The following is a 15,025-nucleotide window of genomic DNA, read 5'->3' as shown; positions in this document are numbered from 1 at the left end:
AGAGGCAAAACATGGGAAGGTACGTCGCCCGTCGCCTCGGGCAGATGGTCATAGTCCTCATCGGCGCGACCATGGTTCTGTTCGCGTGTCTGTTCGTTCTCCCCGGCGATCCCGTGGGCTCGATTGCGGGCAGTGACAAGGCACGTGACCCAGCAGTGGTCGCGGAACTCAAGGCGCGTTACGGGCTCGACAAGTCGCTGCCCGAGCAGTATGTGAACTACGTGGCCAAGGTCGCGACCGGAGACCTCGGCGAGGACTTCGTCCAGCGCCGCGAGGTGTCCGAGATCCTCGCCCCCAAGCTGCAGAACACCGCGAAGCTGGCCCTGCTGGCCATTGCTCTCGTCACGGTGTTCGGTATGGGAGTCGGCATCATCGCCGCCCTCTACAGATACAGCATCTTGGACATGGCCACGACATTTTTTACGACCATGGCCGTCGGATTCCCGACGTTCGTGATCGGCATGCTGCTCATGAAGTACTTCGCCGTGGAACTCCAGTGGTTCCCACAACTCGGCGGCGACAAGCTCGAAGGCATGGTTCTTCCCGCGGTCACCCTCGCCATCACCGACATCGCGTTCGTCGCCCGCCTCACCCGCGGAACGATGCTCGAGGTGCTGCGTGCCGACTACGTGAAGACGGCCGTGGCCAAGGGACTTCCGCGCCGTCGCGTGCTCTTCAAGCACGTGCTGCGCAACTCGTCCATTCCCGTGGTCACCTACCTGGGCATCTCCTTCGGTGCGCTCCTCGGTGGCGCGCTCATCACTGAGGCGATCTTCAACTGGGACGGTGTCGGTCTGGCACTGGTTCAGGCGATTCAGCAGCAGAACAACCCGATCGTGATCGGTGTGGTGACGTACAGCGTCGCCATCTTCGTCGTCCTCAGCCTCATCGTGGACCTGCTGTACGCGGCCCTCGACCCGCGTATCCGCCTCAGCTGACCGCCCCCAAGGAGGATTTCCTCATGTCTGAGCTCGCAACGAGCCCGGCGATCGGGGACGAGAACCCCGTGTCGTCCGCTTCGGCCCCGGCCGAACCCCGACCCAAGCAACTGAGCCAGTGGGGCGAGATCCGCCACCGGTTCGTCCAGAACAAGCTGGCCGTCGTCGGCCTCGTGATCATCACGCTGCTGTTCCTGACGGCCGCGTTCGGCGAGATGCTCGCGCCGTTCGACCCCAGCGCGCAGGACCTCGAGAACACCCTCGCGTCGCCCAACGGCACCCACTGGATGGGTACCGACGCCCTGGGCCGCGACATGTTCTCGCGCCTCATAGCCGGAACCCGCGTGGCCATGTTCGTCGGCCTCGCCTCGATCTTCTTCGCGGTGCTGATCGGTGTCGCCCTGGGCGCCATCGCCGGCTACTTCGCCGGTTTCGCCGACACCCTGGTCATGCGCATCGCGGACGTGTTCCTCGCGTTCCCGCTGATGATCGGTGCCGTCGTCATCATCCTGGTCACCGGCCGCGGCATCACCCCGGTGATCATCTCGCTCGCGATCTTCTCGTGGGCCACCGTCTCCAGGCTGCTGCGCAGCTCGATCCTGTCGGTGCGCGAGATGGACTACGTCCACGCGGCCAAGGCACTCGGCGCGAGCGGCTGGCGGATCGTGCGCACGCACATCCTCCCCAACTCGATGACCGCGGTGCTGGTCTACGCGACCTTCAACGTCGGCACCACCATCGTCGGTGTGGCAGCACTGTCCTTCCTCGGCGCCGGCGTCCCCGTCGACGTGCCGGAGTGGGGCAACATGCTGGCTGCCGGCCAGGGCTTCATCGGCGTCAATGACTACCTGTGGGTGTTCCCGAGCCTGTTCGTCGTCGTCACCGTGCTCGGCTTCGCCTTCGTCGGCGACGGCCTGCGTGACGCGCTCGACCCGAAGCTCCGGTAGGGCCGCCCGATGCCCCGAGACAACATCAGCAAGCAGGACGAAGGTGGCGGCGTGACGACGTCGGAGATTCTCAGCGTTGCGGAGACGGGCGGCGGATCCGCCGTGCCGCTGCTGGAGGTGGACAACCTCCAGGTCGAGTTCAAGACCCGTGACGGGGTCGCCAAGGCCGTCAATGGCGTGAGCTACAGCGTCAGCGCCGGCGAGACCCTCGCCGTGCTCGGCGAGTCCGGCTCCGGCAAGTCCGTGACCGCGCAGGCGATCATGGGCATCCTCGACAGCCCGCCCGGACGCGTCTCCGGCGGCGAGGTGCGCTTCCACGGCAAGGACATCCTCAAGATGTCCGACGAGGAGCGCCGCAAGCTCCGTGGCAACAAGATGGCGATGATCTTCCAGGACGCGCTGTCCTCCCTGAACCCGGTCTACTCGGTGGGCGACCAGCTCGGCGAGATGTTCCGGGTCCACCGGGGCATGTCCCGCAAGGACGCGAAGCTCAAGGCCATCGAGCTCATGGACCGCGTGAAGATCCCCGCCGCCAAGGCGCGCGTGGGTGACTACCCGCACCAGTTCTCCGGCGGTATGCGCCAGCGCATCATGATCGCCATGGCGCTGGCCCTGGAGCCGGACCTGATCATCGCCGACGAGCCGACCACGGCCCTCGACGTGACGGTCCAGGCCCAGGTCATGGACCTGCTCGCGGAGCTCCAGCGCGAGATGAACATGGGTCTGATCCTGATCACCCACGACCTCGGCGTCGTCGCCGACGTCGCGGACAAGATCGCGGTCATGTACGCGGGCCGGATCGTCGAGACCGCTCCGGTCCACGAGATCTACAAGCGTCCGTCCCACCCGTACACCCGTGGCCTGCTCGACTCGATCCCGCGCCTGGACCAGAAGGGCCAGGAGCTCTACGCGATCAAGGGCCTGCCGCCCAACCTGCTCCGCATTCCCGCGGGCTGCGCCTTCAGCCCCCGCTGCCCCAAGGCGCAGGACATCTGCCGCACCGAGATCCCGGTGCTGCACCCGGTCACCGAGCAGGACGGCACCGAACTGCCCGGCCGCGGCAGCGCGTGCCACTTCTGGAAGGAGCAGATCCATGGCTGAGCTCACCAAGAACGCCACCGAGCGCGAGCCGATCCTCCAGGTCCGCAACCTGGTCAAGCACTTCCCGCTGACCCAGGGAATCCTGTTCAAGAAGCAGGTCGGCGCGGTCAAGGCCGTCGACGGGGTCTCCTTCGACCTCTACCAGGGCGAGACCCTCGGCATCGTCGGCGAGTCCGGCTGTGGCAAGTCCACGGTCGCCAAGCTCCTGATGAACCTGGAGCGGGCCACCGCGGGCGAGGTCTTCTACAAGGGCCAGGACATCAGCAAGCTGTCCGGCCGCGCGCTGAAGGCCGTGCGCCGCAACATCCAGATGGTCTTCCAGGACCCGTACACGTCGCTGAACCCGCGCATGACGGTCGGCGACATCATCGGGGAGCCCTACGAGATCCACCCCGAGGTGGCTCCCAAGGGCTCGCGCCGCCAGAAGGTCCAGGAGCTCCTGGACGTCGTCGGCCTGAACCCGGAGTACATCAACCGGTACCCGCACCAGTTCTCCGGCGGTCAGCGCCAGCGCATCGGCATCGCCCGCGGCCTGGCCCTGCAGCCCGAGATCATCATCTGCGACGAGCCGGTCTCCGCGCTCGACGTGTCGGTGCAGGCCCAGGTCATCAACCTGATGGAGAAGCTCCAGGACGAGTTCAACCTCTCCTACCTCTTCATCGCGCACGACCTCTCGATCGTCCGGCACATCTCGGACCGCGTGGGCGTCATGTACCTGGGCAAGATGGCCGAGATCGGCTCCGACGCCGAGATCTACGAGCACCCGACCCACCCGTACACCCAGGCGCTGCTCTCCGCCGTCCCGGTCCCGGACCCGGCCGCGCGCGAGGGCCGCGAGCGGATCATCCTCACCGGTGACGTCCCGTCGCCGGCCAACCCGCCGTCGGGCTGCCGCTTCCGCACCCGCTGCTGGAAGGCCGAGGAGAAGTGCTCCGTCGAGGAGCCGCTGCTGGCCGTTCCCGAGCGCTTCAAGGGTCTGCAGACCCTGGCCGCGCACGAGTCGGCGTGCCACTTCGCCGAGGAGAAGGCCATCCTGGCCGTCTGACCGACGCGTTCCGCCTCGACGGCCGGCCCCCGGCGCCCCACGGCGCCGGGGGCCGGCCGTTTTTCCCGTCATGCGTCCGGGAGCCCACCCCCGGGAGCGGCCGGCGACCGGGGCCGCGGAAACCGGTTGCGGCCCCGGGAGCCGGGGACGGAGAGTGACGGCATGACCCTCACCGTACGGCCCGCCGGGCCCGGGGACGCGGCCGACATCTGCGCCCTGCTCAATGCCGTCGACGTGATCGAGATCGGCCGCCCGGAGACCGACCTCGGCACCGTCGAGTCCGATCTCAACGCCCCCGACGTGGACCTGGCCACCGATTCCTGGCTCGCCCACCAGGACGGCCGGCTCGTGGCCTACGCCCTCGTCTGGGCGGACTCCGGCCCGGGCCGCGTCGACGGGGACCACTACGTACTGCCCGGCCACTCCGAGGCCGCCGACGTGCTGCTGGAGCGCATGGAGACCCGGGCCCGGGAGCTGACCGGCGGTCAGGGGGTCCTGAGACTCCAGCTCAACGTGAAGCCCACCCTCGACCTGTCCCTCCTCACCGGCCGCGGCTACCGCACCATCCGCCGCTACCAGGTCATGACCCGCACGGTGGCCCCGGACGCCGACCCGGCGCCGGCCCCTCCGGCCGGGCTCACCCTGCGCCACTGCGCCGACGACGAGGCCGACCGCCGCCGGGCCCACGCCCTGGTCGAGCGGACCTTCGCCGCGCACTTCGGCCATGTGGATCGCCCGTACGAGACCTGGCTGGACCACATAGACGGCCGCAAGCTCGACTGGTCGCTGGTGTGGATCGCGAGCCTGCCCGGCCACGGTGACGCGGCCGTGCTGCTCACCCGGGACGACCGTACGAGCATGGCCTGGGTCAGCCACATCGGCGTGGCCGAGGAGGCGCGCGGCCGCGGCATCGGCGGTTTCCTGCTGCGCCACTGCTTCGCCGCGTACGCGCGGCGCGGCCGGGACACCGTAGGCCTCGGCGTCGACACGCACAACGCGACCGGCGCGCTCGCGCTGTACGAGGCGCACGGCATGGGCCTGCACTACGCGGTGGACTCATGGGAGCTGGCTTTGCACCCCCAGGGGTGACAGGCGCGTGACGCGCGGGTGCAATCGGTCCAACCATGAGTGCACGGGACCCCACATAGGGTGACATTGGCCCCTAAGCGAGTCTTGGGATCCCTAGGAGGCACTCCATGCGCGGAGCCACCCACGCCACGTGGGCCGCATGTGCGGTGGCCGTCGCCCTCGCGGCGACGGCCTGCGGCGGCGGAAGCGACAGCGGCGGAGGCGGAGGCGGTGGCGAGGCGGGCATCGTCAGCTCCTCGTGGGGTGACCCGCAGAACCCGCTGGAGCCGGCCAACACCAATGAGGTGCAGGGCGGCAAGGTCCTCGACATGCTCTTCCGGGGTCTCAAGCGCTACGACCCGAAGACGGGCGAGGCCCTCGACATGGTCGCCGAGAAGATCGACACGACGGACAGTCAGAACTTCACGATCACCCTGAAGGACGGCTGGAAGTTCAGCAACGACGAGCCGGTCACCGCGCAGTCCTTCGTGGACGCCTGGAACTACGGCGCGGACGTGCGCAACAAGCAGAACAACTCGCCGTTCTTCTCCGACATCGTCGGCTACGCGGACGTTCACCCCGCCTCCGGTGAGCCCAAGGCCAAGACGATGTCCGGACTGGTCGTCAAGGACGCCAAGACCTTCACCGTCGCCCTGAAGAACAAGTTCTCCACCTGGCCCGAGACCCTCGGCTACCAGGCCTTCTCCCCGCTGCCCAAGGCCTTCTTCACGGACCACACCGGCTGGCTGAACAAGCCGATCGGCAACGGCCCGTACACGGTGGACTCGTACACCAAGGGCACCGGCATGAAGCTGCGCAAGTGGGACACCTACCCCGGCCCGGACAAGGCGCAGAACGGCGGCGTGGACCTGAAGGTCTACACCGACAACAACACCGCCTACACCGACCTGATCTCCGGCAACCTCGACCTCGTCGACGACATCCCGGCGCAGCAGCTGAAGAACGTCAAGAACGACCTTGGCGACCGGTACATCAACCAGCCGGCCCTGATCATCCAGACCCTCACCTTCCCGCTGTACGACCCGCAGTGGAGCAAGGAGGGGATGGAGAACGTGCGCCGCGGGATCTCGATGGCGATCAACCGCGACGAGATCACCAAGCAGATCTTCCGCGAGACCCGCACCCCGGCCAAGGACTGGACCTCCCCGGCCCTCGGCGAGGCGGGCGGCTTCTCCTCCACGGCCTGCGGCGACGCCTGCGTCTACGACCCGGCGGCGGCCAAGAAGCTCATCACGGACGCCGGCGGGCTCCCCGGCGGGAAGGTCACGCTGACCTCCAACGTGGACACCGGCTCGCACCGCGACTGGATGGACGCCGTCTGCAACAGCATCAACAACGCGCTCGGCGAGGGCCCGGTCTGCACGGTCAACCCGATCGGCACCTTCGCCGACTTCCGCAACCAGCAGAGCAGCTTCAAGCTGACCGGCCCCTTCCGCTCCGGCTGGCAGGCCGACTACCCGCTGATCCAGAACTTCCTCCAGCCCCTCTACTACACGGGCGCCTCCTCCAACTACGGCAAGTTCAGCAACCCGGAGTTCGACAAACTCGTCGACGAGGCCAACCAGGAGAGCGACCAGGCCAAGGCGGTCGCGAAGTTCCAGGACTCCGAGAAGATCCTCGCCGCGCAGATGCCGTCCATCCCGCTCTGGTACCAGAACGGCAGCGCGGGCTACGCCGAGCGGCTCACCGACGTGGCGCTCAACCAGTTCAGCGTCCCCGTCTACGACCAGATCAAGGTCGGCTGACCCACGTTTCGGATCGATCCTGGAGCAGTCCATGGGACGTTATGTGATCCGGCGGCTGCTCCAGATGATCCCGGTGTTCATCGGCAGCACGTTCCTGATCTTCTTCATGGTGTACGCGCTCGGCGACCCGGTCGCCGCCCTCTTCGGCGACAAGGCGCCCGACCCCGCCACCGCCGCCCGCATCCGCAAGGACCTCTACCTCGACCAGCCGCTGTGGAAGCAGTACCTCCACTACATGGGGCAGATCTTCCAGGGCGACTTCGGAACGGCCTTCAACGGCCAGCCGGTCACCGAGCTGATGGCCAGCGCCTTCCCCGTCACCCTGCGCCTGACCATCGTCGCGATCTTCTTCGAGATCGTCATCGGCATCACCCTCGGCGTGATCAGCGGTCTGCGCCGCGGCAAGTCGGTCGACACCACCGTGCTGGTGCTCACCCTCGTCGTCATCTCCGTGCCGACCTTCGTGACGGGCTATCTGCTCCAGTACCTCTTCGGCGTCCAATGGGGCTGGGTCCGCCCCACCGTCTCCCCGGACGCCCCCTTCGGCGAGCTGATCCTGCCCGGCATCGTGCTCGCGCTGGTCTCCCTCGCCTACGTCACCCGGCTCTCGCGCACCTCCATCGCCGAGAACGTCAAGGCGGACTACGTGCGCACCGCCGTCGCCAAGGGGCTGCCGCGCCGCCGGGTCGTCACCCGCCACCTGCTGCGCAACTCGCTCATCCCCGTCGTCACCTTCATCGGTACCGACATCGGCGCCCTGATGGGCGGCGCCATCGTCACCGAGCGGATCTTCAACATCCACGGCGTCGGCTACCAGCTCTACCAGGGCATCCTGCGCAACAACTCGCCCACGGTCGTCGGCTTCGTGACCATCCTCGTCATCGTCTTCCTGCTGGCGAACCTGCTCGTGGACCTGCTCTACGCGGTCCTGGACCCGAGGATCCGTTATGCCTGACCCCGAGCGTCCCGAAGGGCCCGGCGGCTACGATCCCGTCGGCCCCCGCCCGCACGAGGCGGTCTCCCCCACGGGCCAGGGAGGTCCCATGGATCTGGCCCTGGAGGAGGCCGAGAGCGTCGAGGGCATCGAGAAGGACGGCCCGCCCGGCGGGACCGGGCCCGGCGAGAAGCCCCGCTCCCTGTGGTCCGACGCCTGGCACCAGCTGCGCCGCAACCCCGTCTTCATCATCTCCTCGCTGATGATCCTCTTCCTCGTGATCATCTCGATCTGGCCGCAGCTCATCGCGAGCGGCGACCCGCTCCAGTGCGACCTGTCCAAGTCGCAGCAGGGCTCCTCCCCGGGGCACCCCTTCGGCTACGACACCCAGGGCTGCGACGTGTACACCCGTACCGTCTACGGGGCCCGCGCCTCCATCACCGTAGGCGTCTGCGCCACCCTCGGCGCCGCCTTCCTCGGCTCGCTGCTCGGCGGTCTCGCCGGGTTCTTCGGCGGCTGGAGCGACGCGCTGCTCTCCCGGGTCGCGGACATCTTCTTCGGCATCCCCGTCGTCCTCGGCGGCCTGGTCTTCCTGTCCGTGGTCACCAGCACCACCGTCTGGCCGGTGGTCGGATTCATCGTGCTCCTCGGCTGGCCGCAGATCGCCCGCATCGGCCGCGGCTCCGTCATCACCGCCAAGCAGAACGACTACGTCCAGGCCGCCCGGGCCCTCGGCGCCGGCAACAGCCGGATGATGCTCCGGCACGTGGCGCCCAACGCCATCGCCCCGGTCATCGTCGTCGCGACCATCGCGCTCGGCACCTACATCGCCCTGGAGGCCACCCTGTCCTTCCTCGGCGTCGGCCTGCGCCCGCCCACGGTCTCCTGGGGCATCGACATCTCCAACGCCGCCTCGCAGATCCGCAACGCCCCCCACATGCTGCTCTGGCCGGCGGGCGCGCTGAGCCTGACCGTGCTCGCGTTCATCATGCTCGGCGACGCGGTGCGCGACGCCCTCGACCCCAAGCTGCGCTGAGGAGCCCCGCACATGCTGCTCGAAGTCCGCGACCTGCACGTGGAATTCAAGACGCGCGACGGAGTCGCCAGGGCCGTCAACGGCGTCAACTACTCGGTGGCCGAGGGCGAGACCCTCGCCGTGCTCGGCGAGTCCGGATCCGGTAAGTCGGTGACCGCCCAGGCCGTGATGGGCATCCTCGACATGCCGCCGGGCCGGATCGCGGGCGGCGAGATCCTGTTCAAGGGCAAGGACCTCCTGAAGATGAAGGAGGAGGAGCGGCGCAAGGTCCGCGGCGCCGAGATGGCGATGATCTTCCAGGACGCGCTGTCCTCCCTGAACCCGGTGCTGAGCGTCGGCGCGCAGCTGGGGGAGATGTACGAGGTCCACCGTGGGATGTCCCGCAAGGAGGCCAAGGGCAAGGCCGTCGAGCTGATGGACCGCGTGAAGATCCCGGCGGCCAAGGAGCGGGTGGGGGACTACCCGCACCAGTTCTCGGGCGGCATGCGCCAGCGCATCATGATCGCGATGGCGCTGGCCCTGGAACCCTCGCTGATCATCGCGGACGAGCCGACGACCGCCCTGGACGTCACCGTCCAGGCCCAGGTGATGGACCTGCTGGCCGAGCTCCAGCGCGAGCTCAACATGGGCCTCATCCTGATCACGCACGACCTGGGCGTGGTCGCGGACGTGGCCGACAAGATCGCCGTCATGTACGCGGGCCGGATCGTCGAGGCGGCCCCCGTCCACGAGATCTACAAGGCGCCCGCCCACCCGTACACGCGCGGCCTGCTCGACTCGATCCCGCGCCTGGACCAGAAGGGCCAGGAGCTGTACGCCATCAAGGGACTGCCGCCGAACCTGCTGGCCATCCCGCCCGGCTGCGCCTTCAACCCGCGCTGTCCGATGGCGCAGGCGGTGTGCCGCACCGACGTCCCGCCGCTGTACCGGGTGACCGAGTCCCCGGTGGAGCGCACCAGCGCCTGCCACTTCTGGAAGGAGTGCCTCCATGGCTGAGTCCCTTCTGGAAGTGAAGGACCTGGTCAAGCACTACCCGCTGACCCGGGGCATCGTCTTCCGCAAGCAGGTCGGCGCGGTCAAGGCGGTCGACGGGGTCTCCTTCGACCTGCGCGCCGGCGAGACGCTGGGCATCGTCGGCGAGTCCGGCTGCGGGAAGTCGACCGTGGCCAAGATGCTCGTCAACCTGGAGCGGCCCACGGCCGGTGCGATCTCCTACAAGGGCGAGGACATCACCAAGCTGTCGGGGCGCGCGCTGAAGGCGGTGCGCCGCAACATCCAGATGGTCTTCCAGGACCCGTACACGTCGCTGAACCCGCGCATGACGGTCGGCGACATCATCGGGGAGCCCTACGAGATCCACCCCGAGGTGGCTCCCAAGGGCTCGCGCCGCCAGAAGGTCCAGGAGCTCCTGGACGTCGTCGGCCTCAATCCGGAGTACATCAACCGCTACCCGCACCAGTTCTCCGGCGGTCAGCGCCAGCGCATCGGCATCGCCCGCGGCCTGGCCCTGCAGCCCGAGATCATCGTCGCCGACGAGCCCGTCTCGGCACTGGACGTCTCCGTCCAGGCGCAGGTCATCAACCTGCTGGACCGGCTCCAGAGCGAATTCGACCTGTCCTACGTCTTCATCGCGCACGACCTCTCGATCGTCCGGCACATCTCCGACCGGGTCGGTGTCATGTACCTGGGCCGGATCGTGGAGATCGGCACCGACCGCCAGATCTACGACCACCCGACCCACCCGTACACGCAGGCGCTGCTCTCGGCCGTTCCGGTCCCGGACCCGCAGGCCCGCGCGCACCGGGAACGGATCATCCTCACCGGCGACGTGCCCTCCCCGGCCAACCCGCCGTCGGGCTGCCCCTTCCGCACCCGCTGCTGGAAGGCCGAGCCCCGCTGCACGGCGGAGGTCCCGCTGCTCGCGGTGCCGCAGGCCTTCCCCTCGGGCCCGGCGGCGCACCCGTCCGCCTGTCATTTCGCGGCGGAGAAGCAGGTGGTGCCGCCGTCGGACGCGCCGCACACGCCACGGCCCACACCACGGTCCACGCCACCGCCCCCGCCGCCCGCGGATCCGCTGACGAAGGAATAGCCTCCGGGCGATCATTTCCGGCCACCGCTGTGCGCCCGGCGGGGGAGCGCCCGCCCGGCCCGCAACTCCGTTTACGTGGGGGCAACTTGACCGTTTCTGCCCCGAGATCTGGGGCGTGCAACCTGAATGCCGTGCGGCCGTGCGGGTGCCGACAGCCGGCCGGGGAGGCGTACAGCCTCGCCGGCCGGCCTCCCCGTGACCCCACTCATGCGCGGCGTGCGCCCCTCGTGCTGCCGGATTTCGATCGATGCGCTGGTACGGATAGTTATGATCCGTAGCGCACGGTGGGTATGACTCCTGCCGAGCACGAATACGCGTACCGATGTCCGCTCGACGTGGAGGTGAAACGCCGTGGCACTCTCGATCTCCGCCGTGGTGCTGCTGGCGATCATCGTCTTCCTGCTGGTCCGAAGGGCGGGCCTGAAGGCGGGACATGCGGTGGTCTGCGTACTGCTCGGCTTCTACCTGGCGAGTTCCACCATCGCCCCGACGCTCAGCCAGCTCACCTCGAACGTGGCGAGCATGATCAGTGGCCTCAAGTTCTAGGCCCCGCCTCGTAGGCTGGGCCCCATGAACGGACTTCCCGCCCGTCGTCTGCTCCTCGTGCACGCGCACCCCGACGACGAGTCGATCAACAACGGCGTCACCATGGCCAAGTACGCGGCCGAGGGTGCCCACGTCGCGCTGGTGACCTGCACCCTCGGCGAGGAGGGTGAGGTCATCCCGCCCGGCCTCGCCCACCTGGCGGCCGACCGTGACGACACCCTCGGCGCCCACCGCGTCCGAGAGCTCGCCGCGGCCATGGCCGAACTGGGGGTCCACGACCACCGGTTCCTGGGCGGCCCCGGCCGCTTCCGCGACTCCGGGATGATGGGCGCCCCGCAGAACCACCGCCCCGAGGCCTTCTGGTCCGCCGACGTGGACGAGGCCGCCGCGTACCTCGTCGAGGTGATCCGCGAGCTGCGCCCGCAGGTGCTCGTCACCTACGACCCGGACGGCGGATACGGGCACCCCGACCACATCCAGGCCCACCGGGTCGCCATGCGCGCCGCCGAACTGGCCGCGGAGACCGCCTTCCGGCGGGACCTCGGGGCACCCCACACGATCGGGAAGATCTACTGGAACCGCGTCCCGCGGTCGGTGGTCGAGGAGGGCTTCGCGCGGCTGCGCGCCGTCGGCGAGGTGCCCTTCCCCGGAGTGGGCTCGCCCGAGGACGTGCCGGGGGTGGTCGCCGACGAGCGGATCACCGCCGAGATCGACGCCAAGGACACCTTCGTGGCGGCGAAGGCGGCCGCGATGCGCGCCCACGCCACCCAGATCGCCGTGGACGGGCCCTTCTTCGCCCTCTCCAACGATCTGGCGCAGCCGCTCTTCACCCGCGAGTACTACGAACTGGTCGAGGGCCGGGCGGGCGCCGCGGCGGGCGAGCGCGAGCACGACCTCTTCGCGGGAGTGCAGGCATGAGCGGCGCGGCGACGGCCGGACGGATCGCCGGCTGCGTGGCCCTGCTGGTCCTCGGTGCGCTGACGGGTGCGGCCGGCTGGCTGGTGGTGGACCTGTGGTTCCCCGGCGGTCTGCTGCTCGCCCTGCTGGCCGTCTTCGGGCTGTTCCTCGGTGGCCGGATCGCCCTCGGCACCGGCTTCGGCGTGGGTGGCGCGGCGGCGGGCTGGTTCCTCTCGTACGTGATGCTCAGCGTTCCGCGCCCGGAGGGAGACTTCCTCCTCAGTTCGTCCGGAATCAGCATGTACGTCTACCTTTTGGGTGGAACGGTGCTGGCTGTGATCTGTGCCACGATGCGCGGCCCGCTGGATCGGCCGGTTTCGGCCGCGCGGCCCGCCAAGTGACGTGGTGTCGGACCTCGTAGGGACGTCCGCCGATGCACGCGCGCAGGGGCACACCGGGCGGTTCAGAGGGGTTTGGCGGGGGCTATGAGGAACCGCTGATTCCCGGCAGTCAGTTGCCTGCGGGCGGCGGCCAGTATGGTGGACGGGCCGCCGAGCTGCCCGCGCACGGTATGACGGGCGGCGGAGCCAACCGGGAGAACCTGCCTTGAGTCGTGAAACCGACAGTTCGTCCTCCGGGCCCAAGGGGCACGGTGGAGCCGCCTACCCCTCGGGGACACCGCCGTATGGAACCGGCCAGTACCCGTCCACGGACGCTGCGGCGACCGCTCCGGAGGAGAACTCTGTGACCTCGAAGCCGTCCACGCCCGATTCCGACGGGCCCAAGACCGAGACCACGCTGACGACCCGGATCCGGATCAACATCCCGGGTTCGCGGCCGATCCCGCCGGTGGTCGTGCGCAAGGCGATGGGCACCAACTCCGGCCCGGCCGGTGCCGGTGAGCAGACCGCGCCCGAGCCGGCGGCCGAGCCGCCGCTCGCGCAGCGGCGGGGCCCGCAGCCGACCCGTATCGAGGCCGCGCCGGAGCCGGACCACGCCCGGCCGCCAGCGCCCGCCCCGGCCGAGGAGCCGGCCACCAGCAACTGGTTCGCCCCGCGCAAGCCGGCCGCGCAGGCCCCGGCGCCCGCACCGGCCCCCGCCGCGGACCGGATGCCGCCCGCGGCCGCCGCGCCGCCGCTCGCGCAGCGGCCGCTGCCCACCCGGACGCCGTCCCCGACGCCGACTCCGACGCCCACCCCGCCGCCGGCCGGCCCCGGCGCGGGCTACGCCGCGCCCCCGCGCACCCAGGCCCCGCCGGTGCCCGGGCCGGACGCCGCCTTCGCGCCGCCGCGCACCTCCGTGCCGCCGCCGGTGGCGGACTACGGCCAGGGCTTCGCCCAAGCCCCCGCACCCGCCGCCCCGATGCCCGGCGGCCCGGGCGTCGGCGCGACCCAGGGCTTCCCCGCGTACGGCGACGACATGGTCGACGCCGGCCCCGTCACCGAGGCCTTCCCGGCCTACGGCAGCGGCCCCGCCGGTCCCACCGGCGGCCCCGGCTTCGGAACCGGCCCCGGCGGCGGCCCGGCCGGCGCGCCCGGCTTCGACGGCTCCGCGCAGTGGCCCGGCCCCGACCTGGACGGCCCGCTGCCCACCCCGGTACCCGCGCCCGGGCCGGGCTCCCCGCGCCCCGCGCAGCCGAAGGCCACCGACACGCCCGCCAAGGGCGCCAAGGCCGCCAAGAAGGGCCGCTCCAAGCTGGTCCTGCTCGGCGGCGCCGTCCTCGGCCTCATCGGCGTCGCCTACGGCGCCGGGCTGCTCCTGAACCACTCCGACGTCCCCAAGGGCACCACCGTGCTCGGCGTCGACATCAGCGGCAGCCGCGACGAGGCCGTCTCCAAGCTCCAGACGGCCTTCGGCACCCGCGCCGCCGCCCCGATCCAGCTCAGCGTCGGCGGCAAGCAGGTCGAGCTGAAGCCCGAGAAGGCCGGCCTGACCCTGGACGCCCAGACCACCGTCCGCAACGCGGCCGGCAGCGACTACAACCCGATCACGGTCATCGGCTCCCTCCTCGGCAACGAGCGCGTCGCCGACCCCGTGATGCCGACCGACGAGGAGAAGCTCCAGGTCGCCCTCCAGGAGCTCGCGGGTACGGCCGGAGCGCCCACCGAGGCCACCATCAAGTTCGACACCGGCAAGGCCGTCGCCGTCCCCGGAACCCCCGGCACCACCCTCGACATGGACGCCTCGATCCCGTTGGTGTCGAAGGCCTTCAAGGACCAGGTGGCCACCGGCAAGGCGGCCGTGGCCGCCCTGCCCACCACCACCAAGGACCCCTCCGTGGGCCAGGCCGAACTGGACCGGGCCATGAAGGAGTTCGCCGAGCCCGCGATGTCGGCCAACGCCGTCGTCAAGGTGGGCCCCAAGTCCCTCGCCTTCGGCAGCAAGTCCCTGCCGAAGTTCCTCAGCATGTCGCCCGTCGACGGCCGCATGACCGAGAAGTTCGACCTGGAGGCGCTGAAGGCGACCTACGGGAACACCTTCGACGGGATCCTGATCACCCGCGGCACCGGTGACAAAACGGCCGTCACGCCGCAGGACATCGCCGGCGCCCTCGGCAAGGCCCTGCGCGGCAAAACCACGGCCGAGCGCACCGTTGTCATCGACACGAACCCGAGCTGAGCCGTCGTGACAGTGCCCCCGCCCCGACCCGGGCGGGGG

At 69.8% G+C, this 15,025-nt stretch carries 14 protein-coding genes; all 14 read left to right on the top strand.

The genetic code is table 11. The features are described 5' to 3' along the window. The first annotated feature begins 44 nt into the window (after window positions 1-44). Window positions 45-938 carry an ABC transporter permease gene (locus tag B6R96_RS13020; protein ID WP_234431721.1) on the top strand — a complete coding sequence of 298 codons (894 nt, stop codon included), beginning with the start codon at window positions 45-47 and terminating at the stop codon, window positions 936-938. A gap of 23 nt (window positions 939-961) precedes the next feature. Then, window positions 962-1,885: an ABC transporter permease gene (locus B6R96_RS13015; protein ID WP_030385856.1), complete on the top strand. Its 924-nt coding sequence runs from the start codon at window positions 962-964 to the stop codon at window positions 1,883-1,885. A gap of 51 nt (window positions 1,886-1,936) precedes the next feature. Further along, the gene (locus B6R96_RS13010; RefSeq protein WP_030385857.1) at window positions 1,937-2,986 is read left to right on the top strand and encodes an ABC transporter ATP-binding protein; all 1,050 of its coding nucleotides are present in this window, start codon (window positions 1,937-1,939) and stop codon (window positions 2,984-2,986) included. After that, complete coding sequence (locus tag B6R96_RS13005) at window positions 2,979-4,031, top strand: ABC transporter ATP-binding protein (RefSeq protein ID WP_079406017.1); 1,053 nt, start codon at window positions 2,979-2,981, stop codon at window positions 4,029-4,031. Before B6R96_RS13010 ends, B6R96_RS13005 begins: the two co-directional genes overlap by 8 nt. 162 nt (window positions 4,032-4,193) lie before the next feature. Continuing rightward, the gene (locus B6R96_RS12995) at window positions 4,194-5,120 is read left to right on the top strand and encodes a GNAT family N-acetyltransferase (protein WP_053703038.1); all 927 of its coding nucleotides are present in this window, start codon (window positions 4,194-4,196) and stop codon (window positions 5,118-5,120) included. 107 nt (window positions 5,121-5,227) lie between these two features. Then, the gene (locus tag B6R96_RS12990; RefSeq protein WP_081522524.1) at window positions 5,228-6,865 is read left to right on the top strand and encodes a peptide ABC transporter substrate-binding protein; all 1,638 of its coding nucleotides are present in this window, start codon (window positions 5,228-5,230) and stop codon (window positions 6,863-6,865) included. 31 nt (window positions 6,866-6,896) lie between these two features. Next, window positions 6,897-7,820 (top strand): ABC transporter permease, encoded by a 924-nt coding sequence (locus B6R96_RS12985; protein WP_030385861.1) that lies wholly within the window; start codon window positions 6,897-6,899, stop codon window positions 7,818-7,820. Then, window positions 7,813-8,835 carry an ABC transporter permease gene (locus tag B6R96_RS12980; protein WP_081522523.1) on the top strand — a complete coding sequence of 341 codons (1,023 nt, stop codon included), beginning with the start codon at window positions 7,813-7,815 and terminating at the stop codon, window positions 8,833-8,835. The genes B6R96_RS12985 and B6R96_RS12980 overlap by 8 nt, the downstream gene beginning before the upstream one ends. Window positions 8,836-8,847: 12 nt before the next feature. Next, complete coding sequence (locus tag B6R96_RS12975) at window positions 8,848-9,831, top strand: ABC transporter ATP-binding protein (RefSeq protein WP_030385863.1); 984 nt, start codon at window positions 8,848-8,850, stop codon at window positions 9,829-9,831. Then, window positions 9,824-10,924 (top strand): ABC transporter ATP-binding protein, encoded by a 1,101-nt coding sequence (locus B6R96_RS12970; RefSeq protein WP_081522522.1) that lies wholly within the window; start codon window positions 9,824-9,826, stop codon window positions 10,922-10,924. Before B6R96_RS12975 ends, B6R96_RS12970 begins: the two co-directional genes overlap by 8 nt. 351 nt (window positions 10,925-11,275) lie before the next feature. Beyond that, window positions 11,276-11,470 (top strand): hypothetical protein, encoded by a 195-nt coding sequence (locus tag B6R96_RS12965; protein WP_030012369.1) that lies wholly within the window; start codon window positions 11,276-11,278, stop codon window positions 11,468-11,470. Window positions 11,471-11,494: 24 nt separating this feature from the next. Next, window positions 11,495-12,388, top strand: coding sequence for an N-acetyl-1-D-myo-inositol-2-amino-2-deoxy-alpha-D-glucopyranoside deacetylase (mshB, locus tag B6R96_RS12960; RefSeq protein WP_030385864.1), 894 nt, complete (start codon window positions 11,495-11,497; stop codon window positions 12,386-12,388). Beyond that, the gene (locus tag B6R96_RS12955; protein WP_037859919.1) at window positions 12,385-12,768 is read left to right on the top strand and encodes a DUF6113 family protein; all 384 of its coding nucleotides are present in this window, start codon (window positions 12,385-12,387) and stop codon (window positions 12,766-12,768) included. The genes mshB and B6R96_RS12955 overlap by 4 nt, the downstream gene beginning before the upstream one ends. A gap of 205 nt (window positions 12,769-12,973) precedes the next feature. Then, a complete protein-coding gene (locus B6R96_RS37680; protein WP_203351622.1) occupies window positions 12,974-14,986 on the top strand; it encodes a peptidoglycan binding domain-containing protein in 2,013 nt (670 codons plus the stop codon). The last annotated feature ends 39 nt before the right edge of the window (window positions 14,987-15,025 follow it).

Origin of the sequence: Streptomyces sp. Sge12 (assembly GCF_002080455.1) — a bacterium.
Taxonomy (GTDB): Bacteria; Actinomycetota; Actinomycetes; order Streptomycetales; family Streptomycetaceae; genus Streptomyces.
Note: the sequence above shows the minus strand (reverse complement) of the source record. Positions and strands in the feature narration are given on the sequence as shown.